The organism is Pseudobacter ginsenosidimutans, assembly GCF_007970185.1.
Classification (GTDB): Bacteria; Bacteroidota; Bacteroidia; order Chitinophagales; family Chitinophagaceae; genus Pseudobacter; species Pseudobacter ginsenosidimutans.
Genome location: NZ_CP042431.1, coordinates 3,982,265 through 3,995,690, shown reverse-complemented (window position 1 = coordinate 3,995,690; position 13,426 = coordinate 3,982,265). Strand labels below are relative to the sequence as shown.

The following is a 13,426-nucleotide window of genomic DNA, read 5'->3' as shown; positions in this document are numbered from 1 at the left end:
GTAATTTTTTTTAGTAACCAGGATTTTGCTGGAGGGATGGGTTGAATTCGATCTCCCTGGCAGGGATCGGATACAATAATTGATGATCGCCCTGCCAGGGTTGTTTCACCGGGATCAGAGACAGCACTGCACTTGCCTTGCTGGTCCGCTTCAGATCGAACCACCTGTGCCCCCATTCACAAAAGAGTTCCATTCTCCGTTCCTGCGCAACGGCGGCCAGCACCTGTGCTTGATCGAGATCATCGGGCAGATCTGACAATCCGGCCCTATGCCTGATACTATTGAGATCCCCGATGGCATCGGTGAGAGAGCCGGCGCCATGTGCTGCAGCTTCTGCGCGGATGAGGAATTGTTCCGCCAATCGAAGCACCATATAAAATTCCGTTGGCATTCCACCGATCACTTTGTTGTATCCGCCGGTTTTGTACTTATGCGGAAAATAAAATTGTCCGGGTACATTCTGGGGATTGGGGGCCGCAGGGGCTGTCCAGTCTGTTTTCCTTTTATCGTCAGGTTCGAATGCATTCAGCAGGTTGTCAGGCAAATTGTAATAGATATCAGAGAAAGGAATTCCGGCCAGGCCGCTTCCGGGAATGAATTGCTCGCCTTCATAAGTGGCAGTACCATTATGAGAGCTGGTATTTTGCTTCAACTGCCAGATAGCTTCCCTGCTATTGACGAGAAAAACATTTTCCGGCGCTGGTTCCAATGTGAATTGTGTAGTATTAAGGATCACTGCATTTGCCTGTTCCCAGGCATTGGGATATTCTTCCAGGAAGAGGTATACCCTCGCCAGCAAAGCAGTTGCCGCCCATTTGTCGGGATAAATGCGTTCGCCGCTGCTGTTCTGATTTACCGGTGGCAGATTATCCCTGGCAAAAAGGAGATCATCGGTCATCTGTTTGTACAATTCAGTTTTTGATGCGGCCGGAAGTCTTCGCGTTTCATTGAAGTCTGTAGTGGTCACCATTGGAACATTTCCAAAAAAATTGGTGAGGTAGAAAAAACAGAAAGCCCTGACGAACCTGCATTCAGCGATCATCTTTGTTTTCGATTTTTCAGGAAAAGCTGCAGCAGTGGAAGCCCGGATTCCTTCTATCACTGAATTGGCAGTAAAGATGATTTCGTACAATCCCGTCCAGATAGCATCACTGGAAATACTTTCTCTTGTCAAACGGTTTGCATTGAAGGGAAAATAGCTATTGGTTTGCGCATTGAAGCAATCCAGGTCGTCCGAAGAAAGGCTGGCCATCAGGGTCAGTCTTGAGGAAGTGACATGACCATTTCCCGTCTTTCCATTCATCATCAGTGTGTAAAGGCCGGCCATTGCCTGCTTTGCCTGATTTTCAGAAATGAAGACCTCGCTGGTGGTAATGGAATCGATGGGAGGATCGATTTCTACCAGTTTTTCACAGGAAAGCAGCATGGTGAAAAACAATACCGGTAGAATATATTGAGTGATCATTCGCATGGAATAGAATTTAGAAATTAACAGAAAAGCCTGCTGTAACAGTTTTCAACGGAGGCATCGACCCAAAGGTTTGTATTTCCGGATCGATCCCTTTGTAACGGGTGATCACAAAAAGGTTATTGGTGGTGATATTCAGCGAACCGTTTTTCATACCTAATCTCTGCATCCATTTTTCAGGCAGGGTGTATGAAAAGTTGATATTCCTGAAGCGCAGAAAAGAAGCATCGGTATAAGTGAGGGTTGATCCGCCGGTTGTTGCTCCAAACTGATGCTGGGGCGCGCTCTGCGTGGAAAATTTTGCGTAGCGTGCATTATCACCAGGTTTTTGCCAGCGGTGGTTGAAAAGTTCAACGGGGATATTGCTCAATGTACCTGGTATTCCGGAAGGCAGCATTCCGGCGAAAGCATTCCTTCCTTCCTGGATACGGTAATCGAAAGAGAGGTTCAGAGAAAAAATTTTGTAGTAGAATGCATGCGACATGCCTCCCGTTACTTTGGGCATTTGATCGAACACATACCGGTTGTCGTCTGCGATACCAGGCATCACGTTGGGATTATTTTTGATCCATCCGTCTTTATTGTAATCTTCAAACTGGTACCACCCTGTCATAGGATCCACACCTACGTAATGCAGCAGGTACTTCTCGGTAGTAGACTTTCCTACCGTCATGGTTCTGGCGAATGGTGAATTTTTCATGTCCGGATATTGCAGCAATTTGTTTCTGTTGATAGCAGCATTCACAGAAAAGGTCCAGGAAAAATTTTTAGTCCTGACAGGAGTAGCGCTGAACATTGCCTCCCACCCTTCATTTTGTACAGTGGCATCCCAGTTACCAAATACAGTGGGGAAGCCGGTTATAAAGGGTGTTGGGTTTTGCGTCAATTGATTCCCTACCCGCTTTCGATAATAGTTCACTGCAAGCGACAGGTCATTCCTGAAGAAACGGAGATTCATTCCCAGGTTCAGTTCACGGGTCAGTTGCCAATGGTAATCCTGGTTGAATGGCTGCAGCGCAATCATTGGATCGATATCATCATAGGTAAGCATGCCGAATGACTGCCCCCAACGGGAGAGATATTGGTAATCACTGCCGCCATCCTGCCCTGCGGTACCGGTATTGGCGTTGAACTTCAGGAAACTGATCACAGGGGCCAGTATTTTTTCAGCCATTGCTCATCGGAGGCGATCCAGGCGAGACCAACTGCGCCAAAGTTGCCGAACCTGCGGCCTGGTCCGAAGCGGGATGACCCATCCCTTCTGCCGGATAATTCCAACACATACTTATTGTCCCAGGTAAGCCCCATCCTTCCGAAGATCCCTGCATACTTGTAAGGATTGCGTTCATTTGTGATGGCCCATATGTTTCCCGGCGATAACACTCTTATCAACGCGTCATTGGAATATCCTCCTGCATAGATCGAAACGTTCTCCCTGAACTCCTGCCTGATGGTAGCTCCTGTTACCACACTGATCCGCGCTTTTCCCAACAGCGTATTTTCATAACTGGCCTGTGGTTCTATCGTCCAGTTATTGCTTTTCGATTTACCATACAATGCTTGTCCGATCGGGAAACTGGCAGGGTTTTGAGATTTGATGGTCTTGAACATCTCCATATCATTATCATTCCGGTTATACCCGACGGAAGCAATGAGGTTGAGCCCTCTCAGGATCTCGTATTTCAATCGCAGGTTGGAAGAGATGCTGTTGGTTTTGCTTAATACCGGCGTAGGCATCCAAACAAAGGATTCCAGGAAAGAAGCCTGACCAACGGCATTATAGGCAGCCCAGTTGAGACCACCGGTTTCATCATAAATGGGTGGTGCATTAGGCGGCAATGTAGAAATTGACGGAGTTCTTACTATGTCTGATTTGGTATAGTAATAGTTGGCTGTGAAGCCGAGACTGAAACGGGAATCACGGCTTCTGTGATCCAATGCTGCTGACACGCCTATCACATCGTTACTTCCTGATGCGGTAGTGATATCACTGCTGGTGTTGTAATTCGCAGACAACCGGTGCGTGAATTGAGCGGTGCCGCCGGAGATAACAGCATTGGCGCTGAAATTGGACCCCATTTTCCCCCAGATCTCTTTTTGCCAGTCCACTTGCCTGGTAGTATCCCAGACGAGAAGGTCCGGTGCATTCTGCGGAGTGGGAATGATGCCATCATTCTTAAAAGCTTCGCGGCGCATTTCCAGGTATTGCGGAGTGGTGAGCATGTTCCAGTAACGAGTGATCCTGGAGAAGCCTGTGCTTGCGTTCACCTCAACATTGTTAGATCCGGCTTTACCTCTTTTGGTGGTGATCAGGATCACACCATTGGCGCCTGCCGAACCATAGATGGAAGTAGCCCCTACATCTTTCAATATCTCGATGCTCTCAATGTCTTTCGGGTTGAGTCCGTACAATGGGTTCTGGCTATAGGCAGGTGAAAATCCTGCCGCCATCCCCTGCGCTGGCCCGTCACCGTTAGCTGCCCCCTGGTTGGAGCCAACATAAAGCGGGCTTCCATCGATCACTATCAACGGTCTCCCACTTTGCCCCGACAGTAATGATTTTCCACGGAGATCTATTTCAATGGAACTGGCAGCGTAAGTGGTGGTTGGCGTTACCACCATTCCCGGTACTCTTCCCTGTAAAGCCAGCAATGGATTCATTTCTGTTTGACGGCCCAGTTCTGCAGAGCTTACTTTACTCACACTACTGGTGGAAAGCCTCTTGGTAGTGTTACTGTAACCCTGGGCCACCACTTCGTCCAGTTGATTATCGGCTTCCTGCAGTACGATCGTTAGCTTTTCCTGTCCTTTAATGGATATCTCTACAGCCTGGTATCCGATGAAACTTACCTTCAGCAAATCTTCCGGTTTCATATTCTCCAGAACGAATGTTCCATCAGCTTTGGTGAATGTTCCTTTCAGAGTGCCTTTCACCACCACACTGGCATTGCCAAGAACCTCTCCTCGTTTATTCATAACCGTTCCACTTACCGTCATAAGCGCTGCAGGACCCGAAGTTGGCGTTCCCGGTTGTTCACTGGCAGATACCGCAATATTCTTGTCGATGATCAGGTACTTCAGCGGTTGGTTGGCAAATAGAACTTTCAGCACTTCAGACAGTGGTTCCTTCCTGAAATCCACGTCCACATTTCTTGCCTTTTCCAATACTTCCACCTTGTAATAGAAAGTATAATCCGTTTGTTTTTCGATGCTGGCGAATACAGTGGCAAGGGAAACGCCTTTGCCTTTGAATGTAATGCCCGCAGTTTGTGAGAACCCTTGCTGGAATAAAAGCAATAGCAACAGGGTAAGGCATGTTGGCCTCATAAGCAGTTTGGTTAAATGACTTAATAATTATTCAGCTACAATGATTTTCTTGCCTTCGATACGGCAATTGACACCAATATGTTGCAGCAGTGTCAGTACCTGAGAAGCGGATAGGTTTCTGGATGGTTTACCATTGAAATGGCCGGTTGGCACAGCGCCTTCATACACGATATCTACATCATACCACCTGGCCAGTTGTCGCATGATCGTAGGAATATCAGTATGATTGAAATGAAAGCGGTTGTTTTTCCAGGCCATCACTGCATCTGTATCTGCAGGCTGTACCCGGATAACGGAAGCAGCACCGGAGTTTGACTGGCTGGCTACTTCACCGGGCTTCAGTATGACGGAGTTTCCACTGACCACCCGCACACTTCCTTCGAGGAGTGTGGTACTGATGAGTGGTTCATCCGCATAGGCATTCACGTTAAAATGCGTTCCCAATACTTCCACGGTAGTGCGATCGTTCACTGTTACGCGGAAAGGCATGGAGGCATTCTTTGCCACTTCGAAATACACTTCGCCCTGTACCGAAACGTTCCGTTCTTTTCCTTTGAATTGCACAGGATAGGTGATGGATGATGCAGCGTTGAGCCAGGCCATGGTGCCGTCCGGCAATTGAATATGAAAAGTGCGTCCCCTCGGAGTTTGCATGGTATTGAAGCGAACTGTGCCGGCAGTATCTTTTTCATGGCTATATGAAATCTGTCCGTTCTCCAGTTCGATCTTTGTATTGCCATCTGTAGTTACAATGCCATTTGGCAAACTGTCTAACAGAAGCGATCTGCCATCTGCCAGGGTAAGGATGGCGCCTTCGCGGGCGGGAGCAGCATCCTGCACAATGGCAGGACGATCCGCAGGTATATTCTCTTCTGAACGGTCTTTAAGGAACCAGGTGAGGGCAACGAGACTTGCTGTAAGCAGTACCACTGCCGCTGCACGCACCCAGGGTTTGCGCAGGAAGGAAATTTTCCGGACCGGCGGTTCAACAGGCTGATCGATCTTCTCCAGCAATTGTTCCAGCAGCTTGTTGCGCAGTAAAGGATCTCCCTCTCCCTGCAATTCTCCCGATGCCAGCAATTCACCGATGGTGCCGGCAATTGAATCACTATGATCATCAGCCTGCTGTAAGAACATTTCCAGTTCCGCAGATGTCAGGTTGTTATTGAGATAACCATCCAGTAATTCTTGCCAATTCTTCATAATTTTTGCGGCTTGTACCAAATGAAGACGCACCACAAAGAACCAGGAACTACATGTACCGAAAATATTTTTTTAGAGCATGGACCGGATCAATGCCACAGTCAGCAGCAGGGTGTTATCCTGGTTCATCAGATAATCACGGATCCCCTTGATAGCCCTGACCATATGATTGCGTACGGTATGAACGGATATGCCCAGTGTGGCAGCAATGGCTTCATGTGTGAGGCCCTGTTCACGGCTCAGCCTGTAAACCTGTTGTTGCTGTGGCGCCAGTCGGGCTACTGCTTTTTCGATGAGTTCAGTGGATTCTTTATATAGCATCTGATCTTCCGGAGTCTGAAGTGCTGAATCGAAATGAGCCTGGAGCAAGGCAATATGCTCCTGCCGGATCTTTAAGCGCCGGAACTCCGAAAAGATATGGTTCCTGGCCATAATGAAAAGATAATTGTCGAACCGGTCAACGGAGGCCAGCTCCTCCCGCTTGTTCCAGACCTTCAGGAAGATCTCCTGCACCGTATCCTCTGCGAGCTGCGGCGATTTGGTGAGTACAAGCGCAACGCTGTAGATATTGTCCCAATAAATATCGAACAAGGTGGTGAATGCCTGTTTATCTCCTTCAGACAGGCGATGCAATAATTCTTTTTCCTGGTATGATGGGGTTACGGCCAAGCAGTGAACATTGTAATGGTTTACTTCAAGAATGATTCCGCAAGGAGAAGGTTGTAGGCGGGATGCTGTAACTCACCCGGAGAGATCAAATATAATAAAACAAAAAGCAACATAGCATCGCAATTTATTGCCGCTGGTTTCACTGATAAAGATTTGTTAAAAGCCCATTAACCTTCCCTTTACATTACTATTCAATCTTTGCGCTCCTCCTTACAAACAAAACCAGGCAAATGAGCAAAAAGCTACGCTACCTGCGGATACTCTGTTTATCCGTACTTACTATCTTTCCATCGATCCTGTTTGCACAACAAGTCATCAGCGGCAGGGTCACCGATCCAAAAGGCAAAAATCTTCCCTCAGTGAACGTTGTAATTAAGAACGCATCCAACGGCATTGTTACAGACACCGAAGGAAAGTTCTCCATTACAGCGCCTTCCGATGCAATACTCATTTTCTCTTCAGTAGGATTTGCCACCCGGGAAGTTCCTGTGAACGGACAATCTGTATTGAACATAACCATGCAGGAAGGTTCAAAACAACTGGACGAAGTAGTGGTAACAGCCATCGGTATCAAACAACAGAAAAAGAGGCTTGGTTTCACCACCCAGGAAGTAAAAACAGAACAACTCGCCAACTCCCGCACCATGAACCTGGGTACGGCTTTGGCAGGACAGGTGGCTGGTCTTACCGTAACCACTCCCACCGGTATGTTCCAAAGCCCACAGTTCCAGTTGAGGGGTAAATCACCCCTGATCGTTATCGATGGTGTTCCCGTGGAAACAGACTTCTATGATGTTTCCGGTGAAGACATCGATAATATCAACGTGCTGAAAGGCGTAGCTGCGTCAGCGTTATATGGCACCCGTGGTAAAGACGGCGCTATCCTCATCACTACAAAGAATGCCAAAAAAGAAGGCATGGAAGTGAATGTGAATACCAACAATATGTTCACTGCCGGCTTTACTGTTTTCCCGAAAACGCAAAAGGAATACGGAAGCGGTTCCAATGGCCAGTACGAATTCTGGGACGGAGCCGATGGCGGGATCTCCGATGGCGACATGACCTGGGGCCCCAGGCTGAATGCAGGCGTGAAAGTTCCTCAGTGGAACAGCCCCATCAGGAATAAAGAAACCGGTGAAACCATCGAATGGTATGGCGATGTAAAAGGAACCATCTATGACGATCGCTCCAAATACGAACGCGTACCCACAGATTTCGTTTACCACGATAACCTCAAAGACTTCCTGAGAACAGGTATCGTCAGCACCAATACTTTCTCTGTGGCTTACAAAGGAGAAAAAGCACGCTACTATGCTTCAGGAAAATATGCCCACCAGAAAGGACAGGTTCCCAACATGAGCCTCAACACCGGCGGACTGAACTTCAATGCCGCATTCGACATCACGGAGAAATTCACACTGGAAACCTCTCTCTCCTACAACAAGGTATTTTCACCTAACTATCCCCGTTATGGATACGGCCCCAAGAACCATATCTACACCATCCTCATCTGGATGAGCGATGATGTGAACGGACAGGACCTGAAGAACCATCTCTGGGTGCCCGGTCAGGAAGGCTATCGCCAGGCCAACTACAACTATGCCTGGTACAACAACCCCTACTTCGCTTCCTATAACCTGAAACAGGCGCAGGACAGGGATGTGGTAGACATGCAGCTCAAAGGAAGTTACAAATTCACCAAAGACCTGGTTTTACAGCTCCGTGGGAACGGAAGGAATATTTCCAATTTCGAATCCATGAAGAGCCCCAAGTCATACATGAACTATGGCGACTCCCGCAATGGTGATTACAAGAACTGGAATACACATCAGCTGAATTTTGATGCGGACGCCTTACTGTCTTATTCAAAAGATATCACAGATAATATTCAGATCGGCATCAATGCCGGTGCTTCCCTCTTCAACCGGAAATACACACAGGAATATCAATCCACAGACGGTTTGATCGTTCCCGAAGTTTACAGTCTCAATAACACGCAGGGACCTGTACAGGCCAATAACTCACGCTACGAAAAATCTATCAGGAGTATTTACGGAGCTGCCAATATCGATCTGTACAATGCAGTGTTCCTGAGCTTCACAGCGCGTAACGACTGGTCTTCCACCCTGCCCACCAGCAACAATTCCTATTTCTATCCTTCTGTTTCACTCAGCACTATGGTGTCAGAATATGTGAAGATGCCACAGTTTGTAGAGTACCTGAAATTGTATGGATCATGGGCGCATGTATCGAGCGATCTGGCTCCCTACAGCGTTTACTCTGCCTACAACAAAGGCACAACCTATGGATCCACTCAATCTGTTTATTATCCTTCCGGGATCGTAAACCCGAATATCCTTCCTGAAAAATCCTCCTCCTATGAAATGGGCCTCTCTACAGGTCTGTTCAAAGGAAGGCTCTCACTGGATCTCACTTACTACAATATCAAAGACGAGAACCAGATCATTGACCTGGGTATTTCAGAAGCATCAGGCTTCACTTCTAAAAAAGTGAACGGCAACGTGTACACCACCAATGGATTTGAAATAGTTGCAGGATTCAAAGCGATCAGGAAAAAGAATTTCAGGTGGGATATTGCCGCCAACTGGTCAACCTATGTGAAAAAGATCACAGAGATCTATGGCGATCAGTCGAAGTTCGGCAATCTCAAACTGGGCGACAGAACGGATAGCTATTATGCCACTGTATGGCAGAAAAGTGCAGACGGCCAGCTGATCCTCGGCAGTAATGGAATGCCGATCAGGGATGCATTTGCGCGAAATATTGGTCACCTGGACCCCTCCTGGAGACTCGGCTTCCAGAATAAATTCAACATCAAAGGCTTCGATATCGGTGTGGACATCGATGGTGTATGGGGCGGTATCATGAACTCTACCACGCATGAAAAAATGTGGTGGGGCGGCAAACATCCCAACTCTGTTGAATACCGTGCTGCTGAATATGAAGCAGGCAAACCCGTATATGTTCCGGAAGGTGTTGTGGTAGTGTCAGGAGAATTGAAACAGGACATCAATGGCAACGTCATTTCCGATACCCGTAAATATGCCGACAATACCACCGCTGTAAGCTGGCAGACATGGGGACAGAACTATCCCTACCGTGCCCGTGTAACCGAAAAAGAGAGCAAGAAGTTCGCCAACACTTTCGATCGTTCCTTTTTCAAGTTGCGCAGGGTATCCGTTGGCTATGAGCTCGGCAATGTGATCAATTTAGGGAAAAAAGTAAAAGGACTTTACGCGCAGGTGTTTGGATACAACCTGGCAATGTGGAAGAAAATGCCATTGCTGGATCCGGACTATGAGATCGGTAACGATGGCAACCTGCAAGATCCTTCTCCACGTTATGTAGGTTTCTCCCTCAATGTAAAATTCTAAACAGCATCCTGCACTAAAAATTCTCTACGTAATGAAAAAACTAATCATCATAGGCATCACCGTTCTCACCGGATTCAGCTCCTGCAAGAAACTGGCAGAGATCAATATAGACCCCAACAGGGTTACGGAAACGCACCCACAATTGTTGTTGACCCAGATCGAATGGGACGCCTTCCGTTATAACAACGGCACCAGCCCGCTCTATGCAGAAAAGAAACTTGTACAGACAGACGGGGAAAGCACTGAACAATATTATAAATGGGACAGGTCTAACTTCACTCCCTACTCGAAAATGAGGGATGTGACCAAAATGATGGAAGAAGCAAAACGCATCAACAGCAATGCGTACCTGGCGCTGGGTAAATTCTTCCGGGCCAGTTATTTCCTGAACCTCACACTTACTTTCGGGGATGTACCTTACTCTCAATCCTTACAGGGTGAAACACAGGAAACTTATATCCCGCCTGTGTATGATGCGCAGAAAGATGTGTTCAAAGGGATACTGGCCGAACTGAAAGAAGCGAATGAATTACTGTCGAAGGAAAACACCATTATTACCGGCGATATCATCTACAAGGGCGACCTGGAAAAATGGCGCAAAGCCATCAACGCCTTCCGTCTGAAAGTGCTGATGCTGCTGTCCAAAAAAGAAGCCGATGCAGACCTGGCTATCAAAGCTGCTTTTTCACAGATAGTAGCCAATGAGCCGCTTTTGGCCAGTAATGACGACGATGCGCAACTGGTGTTCCTCGATCAGGAAGGTAATCGCTATCCTGAATTCAACTCCAGCGGCTACGGCTCGGGTATGTATATGGATTCCACTTTTATCCGCAGGCTGCAGGACAGGGAAGATCCCCGTCTCTTTATCTTCTGCACCAGAACAAAGAATGCAGAGGATGCAGGACTGGAGATCGATGACTTCACTGCCTATGAAGGTGGCGATCCCGCTGCGCCCTATTCAGAAGTGAATACGAAAGCCGCACTCGGTAAAACTTCCAAAGTGAACAACAGGTACCATAAAGATCCAACAACAGAGCCCATGGTACTGATCGGATATGCTGAACAGGAACTGATCATTGCTGAAGCTATCGTCAGAGGATGGCTTGCCGGTAATGCAGATGACCACTATAATGCAGGTGTGAAAGCATCCTTTAAGTTCTATGAAAAATATGCGAAAGGATTAGGAAGCTATGTATCGGAAAGCATTGCAACAGCTTACCTGGGTAAGAACATCAACAACCTGGCTGCTGCTGCCACTACAGAAGGCCAGATCGAAAAGATCATCATGCAGCGCTACCTCCGTTCTTTCCTGCAATCGCCCTGGGGCCCTTTCTTCGATCATTTGAGAACGGGCTATCCTGCTTTCCGTCGTCCTGCAGGCGTGAATATCCCGTTCCGCTGGATCTATCCGCAGGCGGAATACAATAATAATGCAGGCAATGTGGGTGAAGCCATCAAGCGTCAGTTTGGAGAAGGTAATGATAAGATCAGCGCCCAACCCTGGTGGACAAAATAAGAAATCTATAATAGAATTATACAGAAAGAGGCAGTCCGGGTGACTGCCTCTTTCAATTTTGCAAAAAGGAAAACAGGAATACTATTTTTCCAAAACGGTCAGTTTCTTAAGTTTATTTTCTTCCTTATCGAGATTCTTCTTCAGCTTTTTCAATTTCTTTTCAGTTTTATCCACTGAACTTTCCGCTTTCCTTACTTTTTTGGCCGCCTTCCTTGCCGCACTGGCAGCTTTATCAGCTTTTCTGGTGGCCGTCTTGCTATGTGCATCGCGTTGCAGGTTTTGTGCATGCTGGTAATTCTTATCTGCCAGGCTTTGGGATTCCAGCTTCAGTTTGTGTAATTCATTCTTTTTTTCCTGAAGGTCCAGTTCCAGCGTTACAGAATCTATCTTATACTGACTGATGCGCTCCTGCATTTTCAGCATTTCCTTTTCTTTTTTCAACACCGCCAGTGAATCCGCTGTGGAGCTTTGGGTAAATCCGACAATCGACAAGAGCATAAGACAAAAGGTGAACAGAGCAATTTTTTTCATACGTGTTATTGATTGATCTATAAAGATGCTAAGAAACAAATCCCAGGTTGTCAGGGTAACTGGGTAAACTGCAAACCTAATGAAATTGTACATACGAAATTTATCAGTATTTCATTACAAAGGGCGGCTCAAAAAAATGAGCCGCCCTTTCCTGTTTAGGTCTATCTGTTATCAAACTGCTTTCTTATATTTTTCCAGGGTTTCTGCTGCCCTGTCTTTCACTTCCTGCTTTTGTTCTACCAGCGATGTATCAGCGAGAATGGCCACTACCCTCTCCTGTGTTTTTACAGCCTCTTTCATTTTTCCACTTTTAAAATATGCTTCGGCCAGGTTGCTGTAGGCATAAGGATCATCCGGCGCACATCTGGCTACTGCCTGCTCCATGATCTGAACTGCCAACGCATAATCCGGCTGCTGTCCCTGCGGATATCTGGTATCGGAAATGGCTTTTGAAAGAGATTGTAATAAGAGCGGATTGTTGGCATGTTTCTTTGCCGCATCCAGCGCAAACTGTTTGGCTTTTTTCGGATCGGTGGCGCGAAGGTGTTCGTATTTGGCTACCAGCAATGCATCCTGCATGAAAGGCTGAACTTCATTCACCGCTTCGGTAGCAGCGAGAATTTCGGCAGTATTGCCGGATTTTTTAGCTTCGTCCAGTTTGGCGCGGAGCTCTTTCACTTTTTCAAAATTCTTCTTTCGCTTTGCAGTAATTTCCTCCCTGGCCGCATCATCGAATTTGCGCTGGAGCACCAGGTCCACCACTTCATCCAGTCCGGACATTGGATGTCCGATCCAAACGATCTTCCCTTCCTGATCGATCACGAAAGAAGCGGGAATGCCGCCTAGGCCTGCCGCTTTCATCCAGGTATTCCAGGTAGTGCCTTCACGTACATCGGCAGCAACTGTATAGTCCATACCATCTCCCAGGTTCTTCACGAAATTCTCCACTTTGGTGATATAATCGCCGTTCTTGTTCTTACCGGCTATCAGTTCCTGTACATCAAAACCGATCACCGTTGCTTTTCCCTTGAGCTTGCCGGCCAGTTCAGAAAGATGCGGCATAGCAGCGCGACAGGGCCCGCACCAGGTTGCCCAGAACTCAACGATATACACATGGCCGGCTTGAAAAGAATTCACCGGCTGTCCTTTTATCCATTTTTCCACAGCCAGTGGTGGCGCCTGATCGCCCACTTTCAAAGTGACGGGTGGCCGCGTAGATGCGGCTGCCGCACCTTGTGCGCGGGCTATAGTGGCACCGAGCATAAATACAAAGCCCAGTGCGCAAGAAAACAAGATTATTCTTTTCATCAGTACTCT

9 protein-coding genes are annotated in these 13,426 nt (G+C 47.3%); 2 read left to right on the top strand and 7 right to left on the bottom strand.

Going from position 1 to position 13,426, the window contains the following annotated elements:
* Positions 1-10: 10 nt before the first annotated feature.
* The 5 genes from FSB84_RS16040 to FSB84_RS16020 all read right to left on the bottom strand — a co-directional run bounded on the left by FSB84_RS16040 (position 11) and on the right by FSB84_RS16020 (position 6,667).
* Positions 11-1,471 (bottom strand): RagB/SusD family nutrient uptake outer membrane protein, encoded by a 1,461-nt coding sequence (locus FSB84_RS16040; RefSeq protein WP_130538948.1) that lies wholly within the window; start codon positions 1,469-1,471, stop codon positions 11-13.
* 10 nt (positions 1,472-1,481) lie between these two features.
* Positions 1,482-2,642 (bottom strand): SusC/RagA family TonB-linked outer membrane protein, encoded by a 1,161-nt coding sequence (locus tag FSB84_RS16035; RefSeq protein ID WP_147122207.1) that lies wholly within the window; start codon positions 2,640-2,642, stop codon positions 1,482-1,484.
* Complete coding sequence (locus FSB84_RS16030) at positions 2,615-4,795, bottom strand: SusC/RagA family TonB-linked outer membrane protein (RefSeq protein WP_147122205.1); 2,181 nt, start codon at positions 4,793-4,795, stop codon at positions 2,615-2,617. Before FSB84_RS16030 ends, FSB84_RS16035 begins: the two co-directional genes overlap by 28 nt.
* 27 nt (positions 4,796-4,822) lie before the next feature.
* Complete coding sequence (locus FSB84_RS16025) at positions 4,823-5,998, bottom strand: FecR family protein (protein WP_130538946.1); 1,176 nt, start codon at positions 5,996-5,998, stop codon at positions 4,823-4,825.
* Between the two features lie 72 nt (positions 5,999-6,070).
* Complete coding sequence (locus FSB84_RS16020) at positions 6,071-6,667, bottom strand: RNA polymerase sigma factor (protein ID WP_158643942.1); 597 nt, start codon at positions 6,665-6,667, stop codon at positions 6,071-6,073.
* 230 nt (positions 6,668-6,897) lie between these two features.
* Between FSB84_RS16020 and FSB84_RS16015 the strand changes: the two genes are divergently transcribed.
* Both FSB84_RS16015 and FSB84_RS16010 read left to right on the top strand, forming a co-directional pair.
* Positions 6,898-10,062 (top strand): SusC/RagA family TonB-linked outer membrane protein, encoded by a 3,165-nt coding sequence (locus FSB84_RS16015; RefSeq protein WP_130538944.1) that lies wholly within the window; start codon positions 6,898-6,900, stop codon positions 10,060-10,062.
* A gap of 31 nt (positions 10,063-10,093) precedes the next feature.
* Positions 10,094-11,578, top strand: coding sequence for a SusD/RagB family nutrient-binding outer membrane lipoprotein (locus FSB84_RS16010; protein WP_130538943.1), 1,485 nt, complete (start codon positions 10,094-10,096; stop codon positions 11,576-11,578).
* 81 nt (positions 11,579-11,659) lie between these two features.
* On the opposite strand, the gene FSB84_RS16005 is transcribed toward FSB84_RS16010, so the two are convergent.
* Both FSB84_RS16005 and FSB84_RS16000 read right to left on the bottom strand, forming a co-directional pair.
* Positions 11,660-12,109, bottom strand: coding sequence for a hypothetical protein (locus FSB84_RS16005; protein ID WP_130538942.1), 450 nt, complete (start codon positions 12,107-12,109; stop codon positions 11,660-11,662).
* A gap of 171 nt (positions 12,110-12,280) precedes the next feature.
* Positions 12,281-13,417, bottom strand: a complete 1,137-nt coding sequence (locus FSB84_RS16000) for a redoxin family protein (protein ID WP_158643941.1) — start codon at positions 13,415-13,417, stop codon at positions 12,281-12,283.
* Between the last annotated feature and the right edge of the window lie 9 nt (positions 13,418-13,426).

Excerpts from the sequence above, each read along its gene's own strand:
- FSB84_RS16005 (WP_130538942.1), bottom strand. The coding sequence starts at position 12,109 with ATGAAAAAAATTGCTCTGTTCACCTTTTGTCTTATGCTCTTGTCGATT.
- FSB84_RS16030 (WP_147122205.1), bottom strand. The coding sequence starts at position 4,795 with ATGAGGCCAACATGCCTTACCCTGTTGCTATTGCTTTTATTCCAGCAA.
- FSB84_RS16015 (WP_130538944.1), top strand. The coding sequence starts at position 6,898 with ATGAGCAAAAAGCTACGCTACCTGCGGATACTCTGTTTATCCGTACTT.
- FSB84_RS16025 (WP_130538946.1), bottom strand. The coding sequence starts at position 5,998 with ATGAAGAATTGGCAAGAATTACTGGATGGTTATCTCAATAACAACCTG.
- FSB84_RS16040 (WP_130538948.1), bottom strand. The coding sequence starts at position 1,471 with ATGCGAATGATCACTCAATATATTCTACCGGTATTGTTTTTCACCATG.
- FSB84_RS16035 (WP_147122207.1), bottom strand. The coding sequence starts at position 2,642 with ATGGCTGAAAAAATACTGGCCCCTGTGATCAGTTTCCTGAAGTTCAAC.
- FSB84_RS16010 (WP_130538943.1), top strand. The coding sequence starts at position 10,094 with ATGAAAAAACTAATCATCATAGGCATCACCGTTCTCACCGGATTCAGC.
- FSB84_RS16000 (WP_158643941.1), bottom strand. The coding sequence starts at position 13,417 with ATGAAAAGAATAATCTTGTTTTCTTGCGCACTGGGCTTTGTATTTATG.